A 24,402-nucleotide genomic window follows, 5' to 3' on the forward strand; every position below is an offset into this window, starting at 1 on the left:
ACCGGAGGGTTTTGATGGCCAAGGAACTGCGCTTCGGCGAAACCGCCCGCGATCTGCTGCTGGCTGGTGTCGACCAGTTGGCAGACGCGGTGAAGTCGACGTTGGGTCCGAAGGGCCGCAACGTCATCCTGGAGAAGATCACCGGGTCGCCGGTGGTCACCAACGACGGGGTCACGATCGCCCGCGAGATCTTCCTCAAGGACCAGTTCCAGAACATGGGCGCCCAGCTGGTCAAGGAAGCCGCGATCAAGACCAACGACATCGTCGGCGACGGCACCACCACCGCGACCGTGATCGCGCAGGCGATCATCCGCGAGGGGATGGCCGCGATCGGCTCCGGCGGGAACCCCGTACTGGTGAAGCGGGGGATCGACCTGGCCGTCGGCCGGCTGGTGGACCGGCTGCGCGAGGTCGCGCACCCGGTCGAGACCGAGCAGGACTACGCGCGGGTCGCGGCCATCTCGGCCAACGACGACGACGTGGTCGGCGCGGTGATCGCGAAGGCGCTGCACACCGTCGGCGACGCCGGCATCGTCACCGTCGAGGAGTCGTCGGTGAACGGCATGGGCGTGGACTTCGTCGAGGGTTTCGAGTTCGACAACGGCTACCTGTCGCCGTACATGGTGACCGACCCGGGCAGCCTGCAGGCCGTGCTCGACAACCCGTACATCCTCTTGTGCAGCGAGAAGATCACCAAGGTCCAGGAGATCATGCCGCTGCTGGACAAGATCATGCGCGCGCCGCGACCGCTGGTGATCATCGCGGAGAGCCTCGAGGGTACGGCGCTCAGCATGCTCGTGCACAACCACGTCAACGGGCTGTTCCAGTGCGTGGCCGTAAAGGCGCCGGGGTTCGGCGACCGGCGGCTGCACAAGCTGGAGGACATCGCGGCGATCACCGGTGGGGCCGTGTACAGCCGGCACTCCGGCTTCAGCCTCGAGACGATGACGCTGGACCAGCTGGGCCACGCGGACCAGGTGCGGGTGAATGCCGACCGGACGGCGATCGTCGCCGGGTCCGGCCACGAGCAGGACGTGACCTTCCGGATCGCGCAGTTGCGCGCGGAGCTGGAGCGGGCGACCTTCGGCGTCGACGAGGACGTGCTGACCGAGCGGATCGGTGCGTTGTCCGGCAAGGTCGCGGTGATCCGGGTCGGTGCGCCGACGCCGGCCGAGCTAAAGGAGCTCCAGCACCGGGTCGAGGACGCGTTGTCGGCGACCCGGGCCGCGATGGCCGAAGGAATCGTCGCGGGCGGCGGCATGGCCCTCCTGCATGCCGCCTCCGCGCTCGACGGCCTGGAGGTGAAGGGCGACTACCGGACCGGGGTCGAGATCGTCCGGCGGGCGTTGCGCGAACCGGCGTACCTGATCGCCGCCAACGCCGGCTACAACGGCGCCGAGGTCCTGGAGCGGACGTCGGCCATGGACACCGACGAAGGCTTCGACGCCCTCGAGGGCCAGTACGGCAACATGCTCGACCTCGGCATCATCGACCCGCTCCGGGTCGCCCGGTCGGCACTGCAGAACGGCGCATCGGTGGCCGGCCTGCTGCTGACCACCAACACGCTGATCGCCGAAGAACAAACCCCGTGGGGTGGCAGTCCGGCCCTGATGACGGAGTACGGCGCCCTCGACGAGGGCCTCCACCAACCCTCCCCGGACCCCAGCACCCCCCAATCCCTCGGCCTAGGTCCGTCTGTGGGCTAGCCGAGCCGTCATGCCCCGGCCGTCGTGGCGAGTACGGCGGCCGGGCGGCTGACGTTTCAGTCGAGGCGAGCCTTCCAGGGGTACTGGCGGCAGCGGGGCGGGGTCGAGGTCCTGGGCACGGACGTCCAGGACCCGTCCCCGTTCCGCATCGTGACCATCGGACAGGTGGTCACTGTCGGCGGAGCGCTGGGGTCGGGACTGAGGTCGATCACCTTGCCGGCCGCGTCGTACCCGCGGACGACGTACTTCGACTTCAGCGGGTCGTCGGCGTCGTACGGACCCCAGTTGAGCCGGCCCTCGGTCGGCGCGAACCAGAAACTGCCCATCAGGTAGGCCTCGACCTCGGCCTGGCCCGGCGGCTGCACGGTCACCCTGGTGATCGGTGCGACGAAGGCGCCGGCGTTCCGGGCCATCAGGTGTATCCGGCCGCCGATGAAGATGGCCTGCTTGCCCATCCGGAGACTCGACTCGCTGATCTTGCCGCCCTTGGTGCGGCTGCAGAACCAGTTGATCGAGACGACGTCGTCCGGCAGGTGAGCGAGCTTCTTGGTGCGTGAGTTCTCCACGCCGTCGCCGATCAGCCAGGTGGTGACGACATTCGGGTCGTCGACGCCGTTGAACTCGAAGGCTCTGACCACCGTGAAGTCGTGGAACGGGCGCTTCAGGCCGTTGGCCGTGATCTTGTCGGACTCGGCCAGGCACTGCTGGTGGAGGGTCTCGGTCTCTGCCGCCGTCAGGATCCTGACCGTTGGGTGGACCGGGCCGGTGACCGGTGGCTTCGCGTCCGGCTTCCACGCGCGGAGTCCGACGACGAGGGCGAAGACGGCGACGGCCGCGACGGCCGGGATCAGGTAGCGGCGTGGCGATCGGACCGGCTCGGTCTCGATGGCAGCCAGGAGTTCGGCGCGGAGCTTCTCGTGGGTCTCCGGCGGCAGCGGCCGGTCGGGCCGGCGGTCGAGCAGATCGGTCATGACAAGTTCTCCAAAGGTGCGGCGATGCTCAGCTCGCGCAGATGTTTGCGGGCGCGGGCGAGTCGCGACTTCACGGTGCCGAGCGGTACGTCGAGGGCGACAGCGGCGGACTGCGCGTCGAGGCCGGTCCAGAAACAGAGCTCGACGACCTCTTGCTCGTGCTTGGGCAGCTTGCTCAGCAACCGCCGCAGCTCCCGTGCCCGCCGCTCGTCGTCGAGCCGTGCGGCCACTTGGTCGGCGTGGTCCGGCTCGTCCGTGGCCGGGGTCTGCCGGGCGAGGTTCAGCCACCGGAAGCGTTGCCGGCGGCGCTCGTTGCGGATGACGAAGTCCGCCGTACGCAGCAACCAGGGCAGCGCCGAGTCGTGCACGAGCACCACGTCGGCCCGCCGTCGCCACGCGTGCAGGAACACCGCCGAGGTCAGGTCCTCGGCGTCGCTCCACGACGCCATCCGCCGGAAGACGAAGTTGTAGACCGCCTTGGCGTGCCGGTCGAACAGGCTGCCGAAGGCGTCGGCCTCCCCGTCCGCGGCCCGCCGCCACAGCTCGCCGTCGCTCACCGCCACCGGCGCTCCTCGAGGTCTCTCCTGACCCGCCACGACCACTACCCGCCACCTCCACCCTGGCCCCCGGCCGGGGCACTCACCGAGTATGTGTCCCGACCTCCCGACCGGGGTTCCGCTAGGTGCCGTTGCGGAACTGGCGAGGCTCTGATTCGACCAGGATTCAATGGGTTTACCGGCCTCCCTGAGCACGCCCTAGCATCGTGCCGCATCGCCCCCGCCCCAAGGAGTGCTGGATGTCGGTTGCGCTTGGCAATGATGTTGCGTTGCGAAGAGGTGCGGTGGCGACGATGTGTGGGGCACCTTTGGTGGTGCTCGTCAACTACGCGCTACCGATCATGACGATGCCGGACATCGCGCGTTCACTCGGAGCGGGGGTGTCGGCGCAGGTCTGGATCCTGAACGGCGCGGCGCTCGGGCTGGGATCGGTGCTGATCGCCGCCGGGACCGTCGCGGACGCGTTCGGGCGCCGGCGCGTGCTGATGGCGGGGGCCGCGCTGCTCGCGCTGTCGAGTCTCGTGGCCGGGGCGGCGGACCGGCCGATGGTCTTCGTCCTGGCGCGGATGGTGCAGGGGGTCGCCAGCGCGATGCTGCTGGCCGCCAGCCTCGGCATGCTCGGGCACACCTTCGCGGGCTCTCCGGCGCGACCTCGTCTGGCCGGTCTCTGGGGTTCGGCGGCCAGCGCCGGCATCGCCAGCGGTCCGCTGTTGTCGAGCGTGCTGGCGGAGGTCTGGACGTGGCGAGCGGCGTACTGGCTGATCTGTGCTGGTTCGATGGCCCTGTGGGCGGCCAGTGCGCGGTTGCTGCCCGAGTCGAGGCCTGGTGACCGCCGGCAGCTCGACCTGCTCGGTCTCGCCCTCCTGGGCCTTGGGCTGGTGACGGTGCTGGCCGGGCTGACTGAGGCGCGGCAGCAGTGGAACGGTCCGGTAGCGATCGGGCTGCTCGTGGCCGGTGGCGTGCTGATGATCGTCTTCGGCGTCGTCGAGGCGCTCGGCCGTACGCCGATGCTCGACCTCGCCCTGTTCCGTTCGGTCTCGTTCGTGGTCGCCACCGGTGGCGCGTTCATGACCGGTCTGACCGTGGTCGCCTTGATGAGTTGCCTGCCGGTGATGCTTCAGGAGCTGCGTGGTCTCGGGGCGCTCGCCGCCGCCGGCCTGTTCGCGAGCTGGTCCGGCACTGCCGCCGTGGTCGCACAACAGGCCCGTGGTTGGCGGTTCGGTGGCCGGCTGCAACTGGGGATCGGCCTGGTGGTGGCCGGAGCCGGGACGGTGCTGCTGGTCAGCGACGTCTCGCACTGGTCGCTGCTTCGGATCGGCGCTGCGCTGGGAATCGCCGGTATCGGGACCGGTCTGGTCAACAGCGCCCTGCCAGGGCTCGCGGTCGCCAGCGTCCCCGCAGACCGCGGTGCGATGGGTTCCGGGACCAACAACGCGGCTCGTTACATCGGGTCGTCGGTCGGGGTAGCGATCATGGTCGCGTTCGTCACCCGGTCGGGCGCGCTGAACGATCACGGCCTGGATCGGGCGATTCTCGTGGCCGCCGCCGCGGCGGAGGCCACCGGCGTACTCATTCTCGCCACTCGCCTCCATCGCTCGGCAAGGTGATCACAAGCACTGCTTGAGCAGGGCAAGTGCCTCGTCGATCCGGTTCTGCTCGATGGCGCCGTAGCCGAGGATCAGGCCGGTGACGCGGGGCTGCGGGTCGACTGCGTGGTAGGAAAGCGGCAGCAGGCCGACACCCAACTCGGTAGCGCGGGCGGCCAGGGCGGTGTCGTCGTACGTCGGCTCGGGGGAGCGGACCGCGACGTGCAGGCCGGCGAGGCTGGGGAGTGGGCAGAGGGTGCCGTCGAAGGCGGTGTGCAGGGCGGCCTGGAGATGGTGGTGGCGTTGGGCGTAGGTGCGGCGCATCCGGCGCAGGTGATGGGCGAGGTGGCCGTTCTCGATGAAGGTCGCGAGGGCTCGCTGCAGTGGCAGGGCGGTGTGCCAGTCGGTGAGCCACTTCGCCTTGCGCAGAGCGCCGTACAGCGAGGGTGGCGCGACGAGGAAACCGAGCCGGATGGTGGGGAGCATGATCTTGGAGAATGAGCCGACGTAGATCACGCTGCCGTCCCGGTCCAGGCTCTGCAACGGTTCCAACGGCCGCCCGGCGAAGCGGAACTCGCTGTCGTAGTCGTCCTCGACGATGGTCGCGCCGGTCCGCGCCGCCCACTCGAGCAACGCGGTACGACGCTGAGCCGACAGCGGTACGCCGAGCGGGAACTGATGTGCGGGCGTGACGTAGACCAGCCGCGCGTCAGCGGGCAGCGCATCGACCACGAGCCCTTCGTCGTCGACCGGTACGCCGACCACCCGGAGCCCGAGCGACCGGAACAGCACCCGCGGCGGCCCGTAGCCAGGATCCTCGACCGCGACCACGTCGCCCGGTTTGAGCACCACCCGGGCGATCAGGTCGATGGCCTGCTGGATGCCGTTGGTGATCAGTACGTCGTCCGGTCCGCCGCGCACGGACCGCGAGACCGCGACGTGCCGCGCGACCGCGGTCCGCAGCCCTGGATCCCCAGCAGGATCGCCGTACGCCGCTGTGCCGACGACGTTCGGCCGGAACTGATCCGCCACCGCCGCCCGCCAGGTCGCGAACGGGAACGACCGCGCGTCCGGGATGCCGGCGCGCAGGTCGAAGCGCGGCGCGGCCGCGGACAGGTCCTCAGGATCGTGCAGCCCGGCCCAGATCGGCTGCGGCTCCGGCCCACCGGTCAGGCGGGACAGCGTTGGCGGTTCGACGGTCGGGTTCCGGATGTAGGTCCCGACCCCGGTGCGCGCCTGCAGGAAACCGTCGGCGGTCAGCTGTTCGTACGCCGTCGCGACCGTGGTCCGGGAGACCCCGAGCCGCGCGGCGAGCTCGCGGCTGGACGGGATCCGGTCGTCGGCCCGGAGCAGGCCTTGCTTGACCAGACCGGCGATCTGGTCCCGGATCTGCCCGGCGAGATCGCCCCGCCCGGCCAGCTCGATCCGAAGCTCCACCCGCTCAACATAAACCCCAGCACGGCCGGCGACGGGCTGCAGTGGAAGGACCCTGTCGCCGGCCGTGTCTCCGAGGGAGGGGAGAGGCCGGGTCAGGAGGCACCCAGCCGGACCCTCGGGTCGATCAGGCCGTAGACCAGATCGACGATCAGGTTGGCGCCGACCACGAAGCAGGCCGCGATCAGCACCAGGGCGACGATCACCGGGAGGTCGAACACCGATACCGCCTGGACCGCGGCCCGGCCCATACCCTGGAAGTTGAAGACGGTCTCGGTGATCGCCGCGCCGGCCATCAGCCCGCCGAGGTCGAGACCGGCGACCGTGACGATCGGGGTGAGCGCGGACCGGAGGTTGTGTTTGAGCACGATCTTCCACGGTGGCAACCCCTTGGACCGGGCCGTCCGCAGGTAGTCCTCGCCCATCGTCTCCAGCACATACGCCCTGGTCAGCCGCAGGTAGCTGGCCGCGAACAGCGTGGCCAGCGAGATCCACGGCAGCACCAGTCCCTGCGCCCAGGCCAGCGGGCTCTGCTGGATGGGTACGTATCCGGGCGCGGGAAGCACGTGCCACTGCGTGGCCAGGAAGTTGTACATCAGCAGCGCGACGAAGAACGCGGGGAACGAGAAGAAGATCAGCGCGAGCGCGACCAGACCGCGGTCCTGCCACTGCCCGCGGCGGAGTGCGGCCAGTACGCCGCACCCCACGCCGAACAGGATCCACACGACGAACGCCCCGGCGGTCAGCGACAGGGTGACCGGCAGCCGCTCCTTGACCATGTCGGTGACCAGTTTGTTCTCCAGCGGCGAGTACCCGAGACACGGCGCCGGGCAGTGCGTGACCTTGTCCGGGTTCACCTTGGCGAAGGCGGGATCGTCCGGGAAGTCCCGCTCGACCACGAGTCCCTTGACGAAGTCGGCGTACTGCGCCAGCACCGGCTTGTCCAGGCCGAGGTAGTGCCGGTTGTCCGCGATCGACTGCGGGGTGCAGTTGCGGCCGCAGGTCAGCCGGGCCGGGTCGGTCGGACCGGCGTAGAACATGCCGTAGGTGACGATGCTGATCACCGCGAGCAGCCCGAGTGCCGCCAGCAGCCGCCGGACCAGGTAGCCGATCATCGGTCTACTCGACGCCGAGCGCGCCGAGGTCGGGGAAGTTGCTGGTCGACGGGTTGTCGATCCAGCCCTTCACACCGGATCCCCAGAGCAGGAAGAACCGCTGGCTGCGGAGCGGGATGTAGGCGATGTCCTTGGCCACCTGCTCGTCGATGTCACCCCAGAGCGCGGCCTGCTTGGTCAGGTCGGTCTCCAGGTAGGCCTTGTCGATCATCGCGTTCACCTTGTCGCTGGAGTAGAGGCCGTAGTCCTGGCCGTTCGAGGCCGCGGACAGGTTCAGCCGGCTGTCCCACAGGACCGGGACGTCGGTCGAGGCGTTCGGCCAGTCGGCGCCCCAGCTCGCCCAGGTGACGTCGTACTTGCTCGCGTTGGCCGGGTTCTGGATGACGTTGTAGTAGGTGTCGGTGAGCTCGTTGAGCGTGACGGCGAAGCCGGCCTTCTCCCACCCCTCCTTGAGCGCGGACGCCGATTTCGCGGAGGTCGGCGTACCGCCGTTGTAGGTGAGCGTGATCGGGTACGGCGTGCTGACCCCGGCCTGGGTGAGCAGGTCCTTGGCCTTGGCCGGATCGCCTTGATCGGGTACGCCGTACGCGTCGAACTGCTTGTAGCCGTTGACGACCGGGCTGATCACGGACTGGGCCGGCTTGCCCGCGTCGGTGCCGCCGGTCGCGGTCACCCAGGCGGCCTTGTTGGTTGCCGTCAGCAACGCCTGGCGGACGAGCGGGTTGGTCATCTTGCGGAAGTTCGGGACGAGGTAGTCGACGTACGGCGCGTCGACGATCTCGAACCGGCTCTTCAGGCTCGGGTTGCCCTTCACCTGCGGCCGCATCGCGGGCGGCACGCTGCGGTCGGAGACGGCGTACTTGTCGTTGCCCTGGTCGGCCGTCAGTCGCTGCGCGATCACCTCGTCCTGCAGGCCCTCGGTGAACACGATCTTGTCCGGCAGCGCCTTGCGGATCTGGTCGGTCGCCGCGTCCCACTGGTCGTTGCGGACGAACGTGCCGCCCTTGCCCTTCTCCCAGCTGCCCTCGAGTTTGTAGGGGCCGTTGGAGAAGACCGCGTAGTTGGACTTGTCGCCCTTGTCCTGCGCCTTCTTGTACGGCGCCCAGGCCGGCATCGTGACCGCGTACGCGAAGTCGGCGACCGGCTGCTTGAGCTTGAACGTGATCGTCTCGCCGTTACAGCTGACCGCCTTGTCGAAGGCGGCCTGGCCGTCCGGGTTCTTGACGTACGGGCCCTTGTAGACCGAGCCTTTGGCGTCCTTCGGGATGTCGAGGAACTGCAACGCGTAGATCGGGCCGCCGGTGATCACGTCGGTGGCGAACGTGCGGGAGACGCCGTACCGGATGTCCTCACAGGTGACCGGACTGCCGTCCTGCCACTTCACGCCGGGGCGGAGGGTGAACTCCCAGGTCTTCGCGCCGTTCGACATCCGGCCGGTGTCGGTGGCCAGGTCCGGGACGACCTTGGTGGCGTCCTTGCCGGTCGCGGTCGGGTACGTCGTCAGCGTCCGGTAGACCAGCCGCGATTCGTTGGCGATGTCGCGGCCGATGTAGGTGCGCTGCGGGTCGAGGTGCTCGGACGGCCTTCGCGTCAGGTAGTAGAGCGTGCCGCCGGCGCTTGCCTTGGACGCTGACGTCGAGGTGGTGGTGTTGCTGCCACAAGCTACGAGCCCGGCGGCGAGGAGCACGACGGCGTACTTCGGGCGCATGGGAGATCTCCTTCAGGACTTGGGGTCGAGGGCGTCGCGCAGGCTGTCGCCGAGCAGGTTGGCACTCAGCACGAAGACGAAGATGGCGAGGCCGGGCAGCGCGAAGAAGACCGGGTCGGCCTGCAGGAAGCTGACCGAGTCGGCCAGGATGTTGCCGAGCGTCGGAGTCGGGGGTGGGACGCCGACGCCGAGGAAGGAGAGCGCCGCCTCGGCGGACACGTTGCCGGGCAGCGTGAGCGTGCCGAACACGAGCAGCGGCGGCCAGAGGTTCGGCAGCAGCTCCTTGAACCAGATCCGCCGGGTCGGTACGCCGATCGCCCGCGCCGCCTGCATGAACTCGCGCTCGCGCAGCGACAGCACCTGGCCGCGGATCACCCTGGCGATGAACGGGAAGCCGAAGAACCCGAGCACGAGAATCAGGTAGACGATCTGCGCCGGGCCGCCGGACGGGACCCCGAGGGCGCTGATCCGCTGGATCAGGACCACCGAGAGCGTCAGCAGCATCAGCAGCGCGGGGAAGGCGAGGACCAGGTCGACGACCCGGCCGAGGACGAAGTCGACGCGGCCACCGGCGTACCCGCTGATGATGCCGACGGTCGTGCCGAGCGTGATGCTGAACACCGTGGCGCAGACCGAGATCAGCATCGATTGGGTGACTCCGGCAACGATCCGGGCGAACACGTCGCGGCCGGTCTGGGGTTCGACCCCGAACAGGTGGTGGGAGCCGACGCCGCCGAGGGTGCCGGCGGGCATGCCGTCCTCGGGGCGGAGCAGGTCGTTGTGCAGGGTGTAGGGGTCGATCAGGCCGGTCTTCTGCAGGATGGGCGCGACGGCCGCCATCACGACGTACAGCGTGAGGATCGTGACGGCGGCCATCGCGACCTTGTCGTGACGCAGGCGCCCCAGGGCCAGCCGCCACGGTGGACGGCCGGACGCCTGGACCCCTGAGCCGGCTTCCGTGGTCGCGTCCATGGCGGCCAGGTTGCTCGCGGCGGCCGGCGCTGCTCCACGATTCTGTGACGGCCGAATCCTCAACCGTTACTTTCTCTTCTGGCCGAATCGTGGAGAGTCTGTGTGGTCCGGGCCGAGGGTGCGGAGATGGACGAGTACCTTGCCGAGCTGCACCGGTCCGCCGCGGTGCTGCTGAGTCGAACTATTGCCCTGGTGTCTGCTGCGGACCTCGAGCGGCCGACGCCGTGTGCGGGGTGGGACGTGTCGGCGTTGCTGGCGCATCAGAGCGGGCAGGAGCGCGGGTTCCTGATGGCGGCAGTCGGTGGTGGCGCGCCGCTGACGGCGTGGCGGCCGTTGGAGGTGGCGCCGGACCGGTTGATCGCGGCGATCCACACGACCGATCGGGCCCTGCGGTCGCCGACTGTGGTGGCACGGTTGTGGGTGCCGGAGATTTCGCGCTCGCGGTTGCCGTGGGAGACCGCGGTGACGGCACATGTGCTGGATCTCGTGGTGCACGGGTGGGATCTGGCGGTGGCGCTGGGTTCGGTGTTGGCCGTGCCGGATCCCTTGGTGGCGTTGGTGCTGGAGGTCGCGTCGGCGATCCCGGACGACGAGTCCCGCGGGACCATGTTCGCGCCGGCGTTGCCTGCCGCCGAGGGCGACGACTTCAGCCGAGCGTTGCGGCTGCTGGGTCGAGATCCCGCATGGGTTCCTCAGCCAGCAGCGCGCTAGCGAGTCCGGTCCGGGAGTACAGGACGCGGCGGCCGTCGCGTCGCGCGGTAAGCAGGCCGGACGAGGTGAGGACGGACAGGTGGTCGCTGACCGTGGCCGGCGCCAGTTGCAGCCGGGCGGCGAGGGTCGTCGTACTGCGGGGGATGTCGAGGTGCTGCAGGACTGCCGCGCGGGAGCGGCCGAGGAGGGCCGCGAGGCGATCCATACTGCCCGGGTCACCGGTCTCCCAGACCAGCCCGGCGCCGCGGGCGGCGTAGCTGATGACGGGCCGGGTGCCTGGATCGACCGCTACCCAAGGAAAGCGGAACACCGAGGGGACGAGCCAGACTCCGTTGCCGTTGGGTGTCGTGGACAGGTCGACGCTGTGCAGGTCGACGGTGAGTGTGCCGTCCGTGTAGCTCAGCTCGTCGTGCACCTGACCGATCGCCGCCCCCAGCCCTTCGTTGGCGACGGTTGTTGCCGCACGTGCGATGTCGGCGCCGACGATCGCATCGACCCGCTCCCAGATCGGCTCGAGCAACCGCCAGTACTTCGTCAGAGCGACGACAACCCGCTCGTGCAACTCATGCGGACACATCCGCGCCAGCCGGCTGTGCGGGGCCAGCTGCCGATACATCTCCACGTCCTGCTCGACGACCGCGGTGTCCGTCCCCCGCAACCGATCGAATTGCTCCAACGGCGCCGGTGGCTTCGCCGTCGGCTGCGGCCCGAGCAGGTCTGGCATCCAGTGGTTCTGCCCCATCAACTCGAACAACAACCGCAGGTCGAAGGCCGGCCGCCGCGGAACCAACGTCCACAACCGGCTGTGCAACGCGTGATGCCGCAGATGCACCAACGCCGACAAACTGGCCGCCGTCTCCCACACCGCATCCGTGGTGAACCGCACCCGAGCCAGATCCCCGACCCCCAACTCGAACCGAATCATCCCGCCACCCCTCCACAGTCGGCCCCGACAGCGTAGAAAGACAGGCCGGTACTGCGAAGATCCGATTCGGCGCGAGCTGGAGTGGGCCGGTCACGGCCCGATAACGCGGCGCCCGGTCAGATCGGCAGGGTGAAGGCGGACAGCCGGGTGTAGACGCCGGGGTAGCCTTCGCGGGCGCAGCCGTGGGCCCAAGACGTCAGCGCGGCGAGCTTGCCGTCGAGGATGAGCGGGCCGCCGCTGTCGTACTCGCACGTGTCGGCCTGCGGGGTGCCCGCACACACCATGTTGCCCGGCTCGAACGAGGCGCCGTACGCCGTGCCGCAGGTCGAGTCCGCGGTCATGGGGATGTTCGCGCTCCGCAGTACCGTGTTGGAGGTGCTGCTCTCGGAGGTCGACCCCCACCCGAGCACCTGCGCCTCCGCGCCGGCCGGGTAGCTCGCGTCGCGGCCGACGACGGGGAGCGTGGCGCGGTTGACCGCCCGGCTCAGCGTCAGTACGGCGACGTCGTTGTGCTCGACGGTGTCGCCCATGAACTTGGTCTCCTTGAAACCGGGCGCGATCCAGATCTTCTTGACCGACACGGTCTCGCCGTCCTTGCCGGTCAGATCGGCCCGCCCGAACGTCGCCCGCAGTAGCCCCGGCGTCAGCTTGAACAGATTCGCACAGTGCGCCGCGGTGACGACCTTGTCCGGCGCCACCAGCGCACCCCCACAGAACTGGCCCGAAGCCCGGATCAAGAACCCCGGACTCCCGACCGCCGCCATCCACGAAGGCGGTGCAACCGGAGTGCCGCCGATCACGGCCTCGGCAGGCTGCGCCGAAATCCCCGCAGCTGCCACCACCAACCCCGCACCTGCCATAGTCAGAGACCGCCGAAACCGGCGAAGAATTGTCATCATGCCGAGAGAGTAAGCAGCCAGGAGGGTTAGACACGGCGGTCGGGCCGGAGGTGGAGTGAGGACTCGTCTACGAGGACGCCGGCGGCGCATCGACAATGACGGAACCGATGGGACCGCGGAAGACTCCCATCGCGGAGAGAGGTGACGATGGTCGAGCGGTGGACTTCTGTGGTTGGCGCGTTCGGGCTCGCCCTCTGCTTGCTGGGGATCGCGGCGCTGATCGACAGCCGGCAGCAGCGGGACCTGGGAGCCGAGTTCCTGGCGACTGGTGTGCGGGTGGTGGCCGAGGACGTCGTGATTGAGGTGGGCACCGGAAAGGGTGGGGACTACCTCGACGCCGTCGACGTCACCTACACGGTGGCGGGGCAGCGGCGGCAGGACGAGTTGGTCGACAGCCTTGGGGATGTCGAGGGCAACGAGCTCGGTCGGCACGCGCCCAACCCCGGGACCAGGTACGCCGCTCCGCTGCAGCTGTTGGTGAGGCCCGGCGAGGCCGACCCGGTGATGGCGTTGGTGGATGCGCAGGAGTTTGCCGACAGCCCGCACACGTCCCCGACGGCTGCGGGGATGATCTCGATCGGCGGGACCGGCGTACTGGCCGCCGCGGCCGCTGTGGTCTGGACGAGGCGGCGGCGGGTCAGTGGGTCCACGGGATGACCCGGACGCAGGTCTTGGGGTCGGGGTGGGAGTCGCGGCCGTACTCGAGGACCTTGGTGGCGGTGGAGTTCGTGAGGCATCTCAGCGCGGAAACGCGGTCCCTTTCCGTGGTGTAGACGAGCTTGCCGTTGGCGTCGTACGCGTTGACGTCGAAGGTGGTGTAGCCGCGGTATCCGTCGAGCTCGAAGGCCGTCGGGCGGGTTTCGTCCATCAGCGGCGTGTACCAGTAGCCGTTCCGCAGCAGCGCCTCGACCGGCTGCCCGCCGGGGAGTTGTACGACGACCTTCGCGACCGGCTTGGTGTACCGGCCGACGGCGGGGGAGACCTGTTCGACAACGGAGTACAGGTACGTCCGATCGTCGTAGGTGAGAGTTGGATCCCCTGCGGCGCCGTACTTGTTGTCCCATCCGCACACGTGCACGTTCTTCGCGCCCTGCAGGATCACCCAGGTTTTGATGTGCGGGGAACCCAGCGGTACGTCGGTGAACTCGAAGGCGTCGAGCACGGTGACCTTGTCCGGAAGCCGCATGCGCAGGCACTGCAGCGCCAGCCGATGGGCTCGCGCCTGCGAGATCGTGCGGATCGGAGCCGCGGTGGGCTTCGCAGCGGCTGGTACTTCGGCCTGGTGCTTGAGCAGCGCAGGCACCCCAACCAGCAGACCCGCGGCGACGGTGATGACGGCAGCAGCAGCCATCAGCGGTACGACGTATGTCCGCCACGACCGGGCGGACGGGCGCCCAGCGGTCTCGTGCTGGACGATCGCCGCGAGCTCGGCGGCCTGACGCTCCAGGATGTCCGCGGGAAGGTCGCGCTCCGGGGGCCGGGTGATCATGACTCGTTCTCCTGCTCGACGAAGGACGCGAGGTTCCACTCGCGCAGACGTTTGCGGGCCCGGGACAACCGCGACTTGACCGTGCCGACGGCGACGTCGAGGGTGATCGCCGCGGCCTGCTGGTCGAGGCCCGACCAGACGCACAGCTCGACGACGTCGCGCTCGTGCTTCGGCAGCTTCTTCAACGCGGCCTGCGCCTCGAGGAGCTGGCGCTGGTCGTCGAGGCGGTCGACGACGTCGTCGGCGTGGTCGCGCTCGGTGTCGAGGGGGAGGTCGGCGGCTGCCAAGGCCCGGCGGTAACGCCGCTTCGAGCGCGACTCGTTCCGGGCGGTGTAGTCCGCGGTACGGAGCAGCCAGGGGAGCGCGGAGTCCTGGTGCAGCACGATCTCGTCGCGCCGCCGCCATGCCTGCAGGAACACGGCGGACGTCAGGTCCTGCGCGTCGCTCCACGACCCGGTCCGCCGGTACAGGAAGTTGTAGATCGGCCGCGCGTGCCGCCGGTACACCTCGGCGAACGCGTCCCCGTCCCCGGTCGCCGCCCGCTCCCAGAGCAGCCGGTCCGTGGTCATACCCACCCCGATCATCGATGCGCCACCCCAGCCGAGTGTGCCATCCACACAGTCCCCTCATCTCGCCTCACCCCTGTACTGTCCGCAGCGCGGCGGAGGTTCCCGGTCCGTCTGGGCGATCGGAAAGTCGCCAAATGCAAGTGCGGCTGCACGGTCGGTCCGGGTGGTTGCCTGGGGCAAATGATTTGGCACGCTGGTAGGCGTTGCCGGGGTGGCGTACGGCGCGCATCGTGGAAGAGTGGAGATCGAGGCTGCTGTGGTGGAGCTGTACGGGTTGCTGCCCGAGCAGTTCGTTGCGGCCCGGAATCGGATGGTGAAGGCGGCGCGGGCGGACGGGGACGAGCGGCTGGCGGCCGCGGTCGCCGGGTTGCGGAAACCGACGGTGGCGGCCTGGTTGGCCAATCAGCTGGTCCGGACCGATCCCGACGGGGTGCATGCGCTGACCGAGCTCGGTGAGGAGCTGCGGGACAACTATCTGTCGACCGACAGCGCCCACCGCCGCAAGCTGACCCGCCGGCGACACGACCTGATCAGCGGCTTGGTGAAGACCGCCCGTACCAAGGCCGCACCCGGCCGCCGCATCACCGCCCAGACTGCGGACCGTCTGATGGAGACGCTCGACGCGGCACTGATCGACCCGGGTGCTGCTCAACTCCTCCGCTCCGGCCAACTGACCAGCGCCCTCCGCCACGTCGGCTTCGGCGTCGTCGACGAGTCCGGCGACCTGGCCCACCTACCGCCCGCTCGGCCCCGCGTGGTCGGCGGCAAACCCACGGGAGGTAAAGCCAACGGCGCCCGAGCCAACGGCGCCCGAGCCAACCGATCCCGCTCCAACGGAGCCGCCGCCGACGGATCCCACGCCAATGGATCCCGTGCCAACGGGTCCCGCTCCAACGGGTCGCGGGCCGCTGGCGCGCTGGCTGAGCGGCGTACGGCTCAGGAGCGGCGGATCCAGCAAGCTGAGGCGGAGTACGCCGCGGCCGAGGCGGCGCGGGCCGAGGCTGAGCGGATCCTGGATGCTCACCAGCACCGGATCGCCGACCTGGAGGCCGATATCGAGCGGATGACCGAGCAGCTCGACGAAGCCCGACGCACGCTGCGCGAGGCCCGTCGGCAAGCAACCCACCTGCAACACACTCTCAACGAAACCACCTACACCGCCAGGTCGCTCGACAAGCACCGCAGCCAGGAACGGCAGCGGCTCGAGAGCATGTGAGACCGGCTTCCGGGCACCGGGGTGCCGTTCGAAGGACCCCGAGTGGAGGAGGACGTGTGGTGAAGGTCGGGTTCAAGCTGATCGCGGAGGCGTACGGGCCGGCGGAGATCGTCGAGCAGGCGGTGCGGGCCGAGGAGGCGGGGTTCGACTTCGTCGAGGTGAGCGACCATTTCCATCCGTGGGTGAGTGAGCACGAGCACTCCGGGTTCGCGTTCTCGATGCTGGGTGCGATCGCCGCGCGGACGTCGGCGGTCGGGCTGGCGACCGGCGTGACCTGCCCGTTCATCCGGTACCACCCGGCGATCGTCGCGCAGGCCGCGGCGACGCTCTCGATCCTCTCCGGTGGACGCTTCACGCTCGGGATCGGTGCGGGCGAGCGGCTCAACGAGCACGTCGTCGGCGCCGGCTGGCCCGCGGTCGCGACGCGGCACGAGATGCTGCGGGAGGCGCTCGAGATCATCCGGCTGCTGTGGAGCGGCGGCTACCACTCGTACGACGGCAAGCACCTGAAGCTGGAGGACGCCCGGGTCTTTGACCTTCCCGACGAGCTCCCGGCGATCGCCGTCGCCGCCGGTGGACCGGAGGCGGCCCGGCTCGCTGCCGAGCTCGGCGACGCGTTGTTCGTCACGGAGCCGGATGCGGACCTGGTCACGGCGTACGGCGAAGCGGGCGGCGACGGGCCGCGGTACGCCGAAGTACCACTCGCGTGGGCGGCGACGGAGGAGGACGCGGCCGAGTCGGCGCGCCGACTGTTCCGCTTCGGCCTCACGGGCTGGAAGGTCCAGGCCGAGCTGCCGAATCCGGTCAACTTCGACGCCGCGACCGAACTGATCACCACCGACCACCTGCTCGACCAGTTCGGCTGCGGCCCCGACGTCAACCGCCACCTCGAAATCGCCCGCCCGTTCGTCGAGGCCGGCTACGACCACCTGGCCCTGATCAACGCCGGCCCCGACATGCCCACCTTCTTCGACTTCTTCACCAAAGAACTCGCCCCAGCCCTCCGCGACCTCACACCGCGATAACGCAGAACTCGTTGCCCTCCGGGTCACGCAGTACGACGAACTCGTGGTGCTCGGGATACTCCCAGTCGTCCGCCCGCATGGCACCGAGCTCCAGCAGCCGAGCAATGTGCTTGTCGCGATCGCTCGTGTAGAGATCGATGTGAACCGGCGTCGGCTCAGCCGGAATCGCCCGGGCCCGCTGCAGCAGCACGGCAGGCGCCGTACGGTCCGGATCCTTCAGCTTGGCGAACTGGTCGTGCGGACCGATCCGGTCCGGCCGCGAGTAGCCCAGAGCGGACGACCAGAAGTCGGCCGCTCTGTCCATGTCCGTCGCGTTCACGCACACCGTCGCCAGGCGCAGGTCGCCGACCTCCGGGGGGCGCATCAGGCGTGGTCGCCGTCTAGGAGTTCGTGCAGGTTTGCGAGGGCCTTGGCGATTTCGTCGTGGTTGTACTGCGCGGCGCGGGACTCGGCGCTGATCACGCCGCAGCGGTGCAGCCGGCGGAAGTCGCCGTACGGGAACTCGTAGCGGCCCTTGGTCTCCTCACCCATCTCGGTGTCGATCCCGAGGAACCAGAGCCCGTAGCCGGACCACCCGTGCTTGTCCAGGAACGCATTCTGCTCGTCCGCCGAAGGAGCATGCTCACTCCAGTCGTCCCGCTCGTCCTTGACCGTCTGCCCCTTCTCGATCAAGTCCTTCGCATGCTCGAACGCCTTCTCATTCAACTTCACACTCATGTGCTCCCGGTTACCCGATCACCACCCACACATTCACCGACCAGGCAACAATTCCTCCATGCGCATCCTGCTGCGGGTAAAACCCGGCGCCTCCCGGACCACCGTCGGCGGCCGCTACGACGGCCCGAACGGCCCCGCCCTGGTAGTCGCCGTAACGGCACGCGCGGTCGAGGGCGAGGCAACAAAAGCAGTCCTTCAGGCCGCGGCCCGGGCGTTCGGCGTACGACGAGCGGCTGTGACACTCGTGCGCGGCGCGACCAGCCGAGACAAGCTGGTCGAGGTCGCGGGCGAGGAGCCCGCGCTCCGCCAGCGGCTCAACGACCTCCTCGACGGAGCCTGACCGCCGCTCAGTCGAGGAGTCTGAGGGTGTGGGCTTGGGCGGTGGCTTCTGTGCGGGTGGTGGCGTCGAGTTTGGTCAGGATGCGGGATACGTGGACGGCTACGGTGGCGGGGGAGATGTATAGCTCGGCGGCGATCTCTCGGTTCAGGAGGCCGCGGGCCAGTAAGCGCAGTACGTCGAGTTCTCGCGGAGTCAGGCCCATCACGTCGGTGCTGCTTGCGGCCGGTTCCAGCCGTGCCCGTTGGCCCAGCGCGGCGATTCGGTCGAGGTACAGGCCGGCTCGCAGCGGAGTCGCCAGCTCGCGAGCCTCCTCGAGCCGTCGACGGGCGCCGGGGCGGTTGCTGATGGCAAGCGCCGCCTCGGCCGCCGCGATCAGGCAGGCGATCGTGCCGGGCAGGTACGGCATCCGGCGCCAGTGGTCCGCGGCCGTGTCCCAGTCGGCCATCCGCCCAGGGCCGAGCGCGGCCGAGATTGTCGCGACGTACGCCGCCAGCGGTGGCGCGGCGGTCGTCCCGACCTGGGGGAGCAGTTCGGCGACCGACGCGCGGATCGACGCCACGTCCGCGGCGATCTCGCGATTGCGTGCTGCGGCGGCGAGCCGGGCCCGTTGCAGCATGGCGATCCCGAGCAGCCCGTCGAGGTCCGGACGCTGAGGTCCGTCCGGATCGAGCGCGTGCTGCAGGAACTCCGCAGCCGCGGGCACGGCCGCCTCCGGGTCGTGCCGGGCGATGGCCAGTTCACAGGTCAACGACGTGAGGTAGCCCTGCATGAAGCTGCGCAACACCGGCGACCGGGCGTACAGCTCGTCGGCCACCGGCAGCAGCTCGGCCGCCCGTGCGAGGTCTCCGCGGTACAGGTGCAGGCTCGCGAGCTGCCCACGCAGTACCGTCTCGTAGAGCGTCTCCGGCCCTGCCGCGAGCTCCTCCTCGATCGCGTGCACGGCCTCGTCCCACCGGCCGACGGCGGTCAGTGCCAGCGCGAGGTTGACCGTCATCAGCGGCCCGCGCCACTTGCGCATCCCGAGCAGCTCGGCCTCGCGGACCGCGCCGGGCATGTGCGCGGCCAGCCGCTCGAACTGGCCGGCCGCGTTGAGCGTCGCGCACTCCCACAGCGAGTTCGCGACCAGCACGAAGTCGTCGTTGATCGCGGTCGCGATCCGCCGGCACCGAGCCTGCGCGTCCCAGGCCGCCTCGAGGTCGTCGGCCATGTACGCGGCATACCCCAGGACGGCGTACGCGCGGCAGCGCAGCCGGTCGTCGTCCAGTGCCTCGCCGATCCGCAGCACGGTCCGGCCGTGCTCCTGTGCCGCGTCGGTGTGCCGCGCGGTCCCTTCATCGATCCCGAGCACCCAGTGCAGCCGCCCGAGCGCGTACGTCTCCTGGTCCGTGGGCAGCAACCGGCGCGCACGATCGATGTCCTCCCGGCCGGTCAGATCCAGCCGGCTCCGGAGCTGTGCTCGATCCAGGAGGAGCAGCGCGGCCCGCTCGGGATCGGCGACCTCGTCGACCAGCTCCAGTGCGGCCGCGCACAGCTCGAGACCTCGGGCACCTTCACCAGCGCGCATTGCCGCCGTGATCGCGCGCTCGAGCAACTCCAGCCGTGCTGGATCGGTTGCCGGCCGGAGCGCGAGCGCCCGCTCGAGATGCCGGAACTCCTCGCCGTACGCGAAGGTCGCCCGCGCCTCGTCGGCCGCGACCAGCGCCGCGTCGTACGCCTCGTCGGCGTTGCCGGCCAGGTACCAGTGCTCCGCCAGCTCGGCAGCCGGCAGACCTTGCGCGGCGAGATCGGGGTGCTCGGACAGCGCGGAGGCCGCGCGCGCATGCAGCCGGCGCCGCTCGCCGGGCAGGAGCCCGGTGTAGACGGCCTCCCGGATCAGCGCATGCCGGAACTGATAGCCGTACGCCGTCGGGACCAGCTGCTCGCGTTCGACGAGCTCGCGCAACGCCCGGTCGAGCTCGTCGTCCGGCCGGTCGGCCAGCACAGTGAGCAGGTCATGGCCCATCGAGGCCCCTGCGATCGAGGCGACCGCGAGCACCGGACGCGCGGTGTCGGACAGGCCGGCGACCCGCTCCTGCAGGAGCGTGCGCAGTGACGAGCGAGGCGAGCTGTCGTGCACCAAAGCCTCGACGAACAATGGGTTCCCGCCCGAGCGGCGATAGACCGCGGAGGCGCGCACCGGGTCGTACCGGCCGTCGAGCGCGGTCAGCAGCTCGCCGACGTCGTGCTGCTCCAGCGGCTCGAGCGGCAGCATGGTGATGTCGGACCGCCGCCCGAGCTCGGCGACGAGCTGACGGACCGGGTGGCCGGCCGGGAGCTCGCCGGTACGCACGGTGCCGATGAGCAGGACCGGGAGCTTTCCGAGGTTCCGGGCGAGGTAGCCGAAGAGTTCGCGGCTCGCGCTGTCGGCCCAGTGCAGGTCCTCGACGACGAGAACCAACGGACGATCGGCGGCCGCACGTTCGATGAGCGCGATCAGGTCGTACAGCAGCGCGAGCCGGCCGCCCGTGGACTCCGGACTGTCATCGGCGGACCCGTGCGGCAGCAGACTCCGCAGCGCCGGGCTGGCCGGCGATCCGTCGGCAAGCCGGCGCACGATCGGCAGGAAGGCGACGTACGGGAAGTGCTCGGCGCCGAGCTCGGGGCAGGCGCCCGTGACGGTCAGCCACTCCGCGCCGAGGCCCGCGGTGAACTCGGCGATCAGCCGGGTCTTCCCGATCCCGGCCTCGCCGACGACCAGGAGCCGGGCCGAATCGCCGGCCTCGACCTGACCGGCCGCGCTCCGCAGTACGGCGAGCTCGGCCTCGCGACCGACGTACGGCGAGGTCACGCGCATTCGCCCAGGTCGGTCGGCATGCTCGATCCTAAACCGGCGCCAGGCCGAAATACGTGAGGCGCCTAGTCGGCGAAGACTGCGCGCCCGAGGGGTGGCACGGCTCCGCAGACGCGGAAGAACGTACGGGCTGCCCGGCGCTTGAGCGTGTTGCGGGTGATCGCGCCTTCGGTGTTGCGGACCGCCTCGCGGACGGTCGCGAAGCCGTGTTTGAGCATGCCTTGCTCGTAGTCGGTGAGCGCATCGCCGAGCGACCGCTCGCCCTTGTGTACCGCGGTCAGCGCGGCGCAGAGGTGCTGTGCATCGCGCAGCGCCGTGTTGCCGCCGAGACCGCCGACGGGCGGCATGTGGTGTACGGCGTCACCGAGCCCGGTGACGTTACCTGCGCGGCCGAGAGACAGCGGCCGAGCTGCGGTGAAGGCGGTCTGGAAGAGGTTGTCGGGCTCCGACGCCGCGATCAGGCGGTGCAGCGCCGGGTGCCAGGTCGCCGTACGGTCGCTCAGCTCGGCCTTCGCCACCTCTGGGTCCAGCGAATTGAAGTCGGCAGGCATCGCGTCGCGATGGGCGATGTAGGCCCACATGACGTAGTCGCGGTCTGCCGAGTCGGCGAGCAGCCGGGCGGGGTCGACGCCCAGCGCGCGCAGGTCGGGGCCGAGCCGGTCGACGACGGCGCTCGGGTCTTCGCGGCGCCGGAAGACCGCGGTGAACAGGAAGTCGCGGATGGGCCAGAAGACGTTCTTCCCCTGGAGCAGCTCGGCGGGCAGCCAGGCGCTGGTCTCGTCGGTGAGGAAGAGCTTGCCGCCCACCGCGACGGCGGGCAGCTCGGTGCGGGTGGCCTCGGGGTGCAGTTGCGCCCACAGCCGGGAGTTCGCGCCGTCGGCGGCGACGATCACGTCGGCGGTCGCCGTACTGCCGTCGGCGAAATGTACTTCGTTGCCGTCGAGCCGGGTGAACTCCTTGCCGAAGTGGACGACGTCGCCCAGGCCGGCGAGGAGCAGCCGGCGCAGGGTGACGCGGCTGACCGCGTGCTCGCCGGTCGCGGGATCGAGCGGGTCCGGTGCCTCGTCGCCACGGCCGACCATGATCAGCGGGCGCATCTGCTCGTCGAGGAACCCGATTCCGCGGCCGGAATCGCCCGCGGTAGCGACCAGGACCTGCCACAACGTGTCCGGGAGGCAGGCGTGCAACGCAGTACTGCCGACGGGTTCGATGTTCAAGCGGAAACCTTGCAGTCGTGACTCCGGCGTGTGGTCACGCTCGTAGACGGTGACGTCGATTCCCGCCTTGGTGAGGCCTTGGGCGAGGCACAGTCCGCCGACGCCGCCGCCGATGATGCCGACTCGCATTTCAGTCCGCTCCGATCGCTGTCAGTAGTTGGTCGTGCCATTCGAGCTCGGCGCGCAGCCGGATCAGGGTCTGGTCGAAGGCGACCGGTTCCAGGCCGACCAGGTGCGGCTCGGCGTCCACCCGGAGGTTCGTCCAGAACTCGAGCTGCTCGGCGTACGACGCTCGCCGGGCGCGCACCGCGGTACGAAGCTCGTCGTCGTCGATCACGCTGCGGTGCAGCAGCACGAGCTGCATGGGGTCCGGCGTCAGCTTGGTGTCGGCCAGCGCGGCCCGGATGATCGCGGCGAGCTCGTCGCGGCCCTTGGCGGTGATGCCGTACACGGTCCGGGCCGGCATGCCGCCTTCCTGCTCGGTGCGGACCACCTCGACGACCCCTTCGGCCGCCATCCGGCCGAGAGCGCCGTACAGCGAACCCGGTTTGACGTCGGCCCACACGTCGGCGCGGTCCAGCTTGGCCGCGGCCCTGATCTTGTGCCCGTGCATCGGTCCGCCGTCGGCCAGGGCGCCGAGGATGAAGAGTCGAGTAGCTCGCATATGAGTACTCAAACACGAGTAGTCGGCGAAGTCAACGGTGAAGCCCGGCGGTGAACTTTCCGGCCACTGGTGGCGTCGACAGTGGTGACCAGGACGGACGATCGGGGGAGTTGGCGATGAGGGGCAGATTCGGGTTGCCGATCGGGCTCGCGGTGGGGGCGGCGGTGGCGATGGCCTGTTTGCACGCGGCGGTCTCCGGCCCGGCCGGGATGGCGAACGCGGCCCAACCGGTGCCCACGACAACCATCTCGAAGGCTGCGGCGACCACCACGCCGACCCCTGAGTCGACGCCGTCGAAGACCGCGAACGGGCCTGTGAAGGCGGCGCACGGCAAAGTCGTCTACCTGACCTTCGACGACGGCCCCGACCCGCGCTGGACGCCCGAGGTGCTCGCCGTCCTCGCGAAGCACAACGCCCACGGGACCTTCTTCATGCTCGCTCAGAATGCGAACCCGCACCCCGGGCTCGTCGACCAGGTTCGCACGGCCGGCAACAGCATCGGCAACCACTCGGTCTCGCACCCGCAGCTCCCGAAGCTCTCACCGGCCGCCCTGCATCACCAGGTCGCCGACGGCGTTCGGTCCAAGTGCTTCCGTCCGCCGTACGGCGCGACGAACGCCCGCGTCCGCGCCGAGATCCGCAAGGACGGCATGCAGCAGGTCCTCTGGGACGTCGACCCCGAAGACTGGGCCCGCCCCGGTACGGCGACCATCGTCAACCGCGTCCTGGCCGGCACCACACCGGGCGCCATCATCCTCATGCACGACGGCGGCGGCAACCGCTCCCAGACCGTCGCCGCCCTGGATCAGGTCCTGACCACCCTCACCGCCCGCGGCTACGCCTACGCCACCCTCTCCTGCTGACCGATCAGATCGGGACGGTGGCGATCAGGTGGTTGAGGACTCGTTGGGTCTTGTTGAGCGGGTTGTTGTCGAGGGGCAGCGACAGACTGGTGGCGAAGGCGGTCAGGGATTCCTGGGTGGCGGCGGCGTCCTTGGGTTTGGCGATCACTGAGAGCTCGAGGAAGTCGAGGGTCGGGTCCACCTGCCAGCGCTCCGCGCGGAGCTCGAGCGCGGTGCCTGTCGGGGTGAACTTGGCGTAGCGGGTGGCCGCGATCGGCGGGAGCAGGCTGACCGCTGCGAGGTTGACCCGGCCGGTCGCGCAGGTGGCGAGGAAGTCCTGCTGGGTCTTGCTGAAGAGGTCCGGCACCAGAGCACTGTCGGCCTGGGCGGCGGACAGGCGAGAGTCTGCCCAGTCGATGGTCATCGACGTGGCCAGCGAGTGCTTGTCGCCGGCCCAGTCGGCCTCGATCTTCAGGTCGGCGTCGTCGGTCTTGCGGCTCTCGAAGTAGTCCGGGTCGAGCTGTGACCAGCGGCTCGGCCGGAGCTTGACGGTGGTGTCCCCGGTGGTCGCGCTCTTGCCGCGGATCCGCAGTACGACGCCGAGGTCGAGCAACGCCGTCGTCGCCGCGGCGCCGGTGACATCCTCGCCGAAGACCACGGTCCACGGCTCCGGGCCGGGCAGCCGCAGCTGGTCGACCACGTCGTCGATCCTTGGTCCGGCCAACGTAATTTTGATTTCTACTGTCTTGGGTCGCATCGCACCCACCCCCGCACTCGACGTTCCTCCGGACCGGGCCTGCCGTCAACGGGTTCATCCGCTTGAAATTGTTGCTCAGGGCAATAATTCACCACGTGTTGACATCACCTGCGCCCCTCCGTAGCGTCATTGGTGGGGGTTCGTCAGGCAAA

Annotated in this window: 24 protein-coding genes; 8 read left to right on the top strand and 16 right to left on the bottom strand. The window is 69.6% G+C overall.

What is annotated here, in order from left to right; translation table 11 throughout:
* Positions 1–11 precede the first annotated feature (11 nt).
* Entirely contained in the window at positions 12–1,706 is a 1,695-nt protein-coding gene (gene groL, locus AB0E69_RS25965; RefSeq protein WP_360151114.1) for a chaperonin GroEL, read from the top strand.
* A gap of 56 nt (positions 1,707–1,762) precedes the next feature.
* On the opposite strand, the gene AB0E69_RS25970 is transcribed toward groL, so the two are convergent.
* Together AB0E69_RS25970 and AB0E69_RS25975 are read right to left on the bottom strand one after the other, a co-directional pair.
* Positions 1,763–2,677 (bottom strand): hypothetical protein, encoded by a 915-nt coding sequence (locus AB0E69_RS25970; RefSeq protein WP_360151117.1) that lies wholly within the window; start codon positions 2,675–2,677, stop codon positions 1,763–1,765.
* On the bottom strand, positions 2,674–3,240 hold the full coding sequence (locus AB0E69_RS25975; RefSeq protein WP_360151120.1) for an RNA polymerase sigma factor: 567 nt from the start codon (positions 3,238–3,240) through the stop codon (positions 2,674–2,676). Before AB0E69_RS25975 ends, AB0E69_RS25970 begins: the two co-directional genes overlap by 4 nt.
* 233 nt (positions 3,241–3,473) lie before the next feature.
* On the opposite strand from AB0E69_RS25975, the gene AB0E69_RS25980 reads away from it, so the two are divergent.
* Positions 3,474–4,841 (top strand): MFS transporter, encoded by a 1,368-nt coding sequence (locus AB0E69_RS25980; protein ID WP_360151123.1) that lies wholly within the window; start codon positions 3,474–3,476, stop codon positions 4,839–4,841.
* Here AB0E69_RS25980 and AB0E69_RS25985 read toward each other — a convergent pair whose 3' ends face one another.
* From AB0E69_RS25985 to AB0E69_RS26000, 4 genes are all read right to left on the bottom strand, one after another.
* On the bottom strand, positions 4,842–6,257 hold the full coding sequence (locus AB0E69_RS25985; RefSeq protein WP_360151126.1) for a PLP-dependent aminotransferase family protein: 1,416 nt from the start codon (positions 6,255–6,257) through the stop codon (positions 4,842–4,844).
* Positions 6,258–6,349: 92 nt separating this feature from the next.
* Positions 6,350–7,369 carry an ABC transporter permease gene (locus tag AB0E69_RS25990; RefSeq protein ID WP_360151129.1) on the bottom strand — a complete coding sequence of 340 codons (1,020 nt, stop codon included), beginning with the start codon at positions 7,367–7,369 and terminating at the stop codon, positions 6,350–6,352.
* 4 nt (positions 7,370–7,373) lie between these two features.
* Positions 7,374–9,077, bottom strand: a complete 1,704-nt coding sequence (locus tag AB0E69_RS25995) for an ABC transporter substrate-binding protein (protein WP_360151132.1) — start codon at positions 9,075–9,077, stop codon at positions 7,374–7,376.
* 12 nt (positions 9,078–9,089) lie between these two features.
* Positions 9,090–10,049, bottom strand: coding sequence for an ABC transporter permease (locus AB0E69_RS26000; protein ID WP_360151135.1), 960 nt, complete (start codon positions 10,047–10,049; stop codon positions 9,090–9,092).
* Positions 10,050–10,175: 126 nt separating this feature from the next.
* Here AB0E69_RS26000 and AB0E69_RS26005 point away from each other — a divergent pair, with 126 nt between their 5' ends.
* Positions 10,176–10,760 (top strand): TIGR03086 family metal-binding protein, encoded by a 585-nt coding sequence (locus tag AB0E69_RS26005; protein ID WP_360151138.1) that lies wholly within the window; start codon positions 10,176–10,178, stop codon positions 10,758–10,760.
* On the opposite strand, the gene AB0E69_RS26010 is transcribed toward AB0E69_RS26005, so the two are convergent.
* Positions 10,696–11,685 carry a DUF5937 family protein gene (locus AB0E69_RS26010; protein WP_360151141.1) on the bottom strand — a complete coding sequence of 330 codons (990 nt, stop codon included), beginning with the start codon at positions 11,683–11,685 and terminating at the stop codon, positions 10,696–10,698. The two genes, AB0E69_RS26005 and AB0E69_RS26010, sit on opposite strands and share 65 nt — an antisense overlap.
* Positions 11,686–11,801: 116 nt before the next feature.
* Positions 11,802–12,527 (bottom strand): serine protease, encoded by a 726-nt coding sequence (locus AB0E69_RS26015; RefSeq protein ID WP_360151144.1) that lies wholly within the window; start codon positions 12,525–12,527, stop codon positions 11,802–11,804.
* Between the two features lie 204 nt (positions 12,528–12,731).
* On the opposite strand from AB0E69_RS26015, the gene AB0E69_RS26020 reads away from it, so the two are divergent.
* Positions 12,732–13,241 carry a hypothetical protein gene (locus AB0E69_RS26020; RefSeq protein WP_360151147.1) on the top strand — a complete coding sequence of 170 codons (510 nt, stop codon included), beginning with the start codon at positions 12,732–12,734 and terminating at the stop codon, positions 13,239–13,241.
* Here AB0E69_RS26020 and AB0E69_RS26025 read toward each other — a convergent pair.
* Entirely contained in the window at positions 13,222–14,073 is an 852-nt protein-coding gene (locus AB0E69_RS26025; protein ID WP_360151150.1) for a hypothetical protein, read from the bottom strand. The genes AB0E69_RS26020 and AB0E69_RS26025 overlap by 20 nt on opposite strands.
* Entirely contained in the window at positions 14,070–14,690 is a 621-nt protein-coding gene (locus AB0E69_RS26030) for an RNA polymerase sigma factor (RefSeq protein ID WP_360151153.1), read from the bottom strand. The genes AB0E69_RS26025 and AB0E69_RS26030 overlap by 4 nt, the downstream gene beginning before the upstream one ends.
* Positions 14,691–14,880: 190 nt before the next feature.
* On the opposite strand from AB0E69_RS26030, the gene AB0E69_RS26035 reads away from it, so the two are divergent.
* Together AB0E69_RS26035 and AB0E69_RS26040 are read left to right on the top strand one after the other, a co-directional pair.
* Positions 14,881–15,858, top strand: coding sequence for a hypothetical protein (locus AB0E69_RS26035; protein WP_360151156.1), 978 nt, complete (start codon positions 14,881–14,883; stop codon positions 15,856–15,858).
* Between the two features lie 56 nt (positions 15,859–15,914).
* A complete protein-coding gene (locus AB0E69_RS26040; protein ID WP_360151159.1) occupies positions 15,915–16,883 on the top strand; it encodes a TIGR03557 family F420-dependent LLM class oxidoreductase in 969 nt (322 codons plus the stop codon).
* Here the strand turns inward: AB0E69_RS26040 and AB0E69_RS26045 are convergent.
* Together AB0E69_RS26045 and AB0E69_RS26050 are read right to left on the bottom strand one after the other, a co-directional pair.
* Complete coding sequence (locus AB0E69_RS26045) at positions 16,870–17,247, bottom strand: VOC family protein (RefSeq protein WP_360151163.1); 378 nt, start codon at positions 17,245–17,247, stop codon at positions 16,870–16,872. The two genes, AB0E69_RS26040 and AB0E69_RS26045, sit on opposite strands and share 14 nt — an antisense overlap.
* Positions 17,247–17,600, bottom strand: coding sequence for a hypothetical protein (locus AB0E69_RS26050; RefSeq protein ID WP_360151166.1), 354 nt, complete (start codon positions 17,598–17,600; stop codon positions 17,247–17,249). The genes AB0E69_RS26045 and AB0E69_RS26050 overlap by 1 nt, the downstream gene beginning before the upstream one ends.
* 58 nt (positions 17,601–17,658) lie before the next feature.
* On the opposite strand from AB0E69_RS26050, the gene AB0E69_RS26055 reads away from it, so the two are divergent.
* Positions 17,659–17,940 carry a DUF167 domain-containing protein gene (locus AB0E69_RS26055; RefSeq protein ID WP_360151169.1) on the top strand — a complete coding sequence of 94 codons (282 nt, stop codon included), beginning with the start codon at positions 17,659–17,661 and terminating at the stop codon, positions 17,938–17,940.
* A gap of 7 nt (positions 17,941–17,947) precedes the next feature.
* Here AB0E69_RS26055 and AB0E69_RS26060 read toward each other — a convergent pair whose 3' ends face one another.
* From AB0E69_RS26060 to AB0E69_RS26070, 3 genes are all read right to left on the bottom strand, one after another.
* On the bottom strand, positions 17,948–20,773 hold the full coding sequence (locus tag AB0E69_RS26060; RefSeq protein WP_360151172.1) for an AAA family ATPase: 2,826 nt from the start codon (positions 20,771–20,773) through the stop codon (positions 17,948–17,950).
* 62 nt (positions 20,774–20,835) lie between these two features.
* Positions 20,836–22,116 carry an FAD-dependent monooxygenase gene (locus AB0E69_RS26065; RefSeq protein ID WP_360151175.1) on the bottom strand — a complete coding sequence of 427 codons (1,281 nt, stop codon included), beginning with the start codon at positions 22,114–22,116 and terminating at the stop codon, positions 20,836–20,838.
* Between the two features lies 1 nt (position 22,117).
* Positions 22,118–22,651, bottom strand: a complete 534-nt coding sequence (locus AB0E69_RS26070) for a PadR family transcriptional regulator (protein WP_360151178.1) — start codon at positions 22,649–22,651, stop codon at positions 22,118–22,120.
* Positions 22,652–22,767: 116 nt separating this feature from the next.
* Between AB0E69_RS26070 and AB0E69_RS26075 the strand changes: the two genes are divergently transcribed.
* The gene (locus tag AB0E69_RS26075; RefSeq protein ID WP_360151181.1) at positions 22,768–23,514 is read left to right on the top strand and encodes a polysaccharide deacetylase family protein; all 747 of its coding nucleotides are present in this window, start codon (positions 22,768–22,770) and stop codon (positions 23,512–23,514) included.
* A 4-nt stretch (positions 23,515–23,518) separates the two neighbouring features.
* On the opposite strand, the gene AB0E69_RS26080 is transcribed toward AB0E69_RS26075, so the two are convergent.
* Complete coding sequence (locus AB0E69_RS26080; protein WP_360151184.1) at positions 23,519–24,250, bottom strand: hypothetical protein; 732 nt, start codon at positions 24,248–24,250, stop codon at positions 23,519–23,521.
* Positions 24,251–24,402: the final 152 nt, after the last annotated feature.

Source organism: Kribbella sp. NPDC026611 (assembly GCF_040638345.1).
Lineage (GTDB): Bacteria > Actinomycetota > Actinomycetes > Propionibacteriales > Kribbellaceae > Kribbella.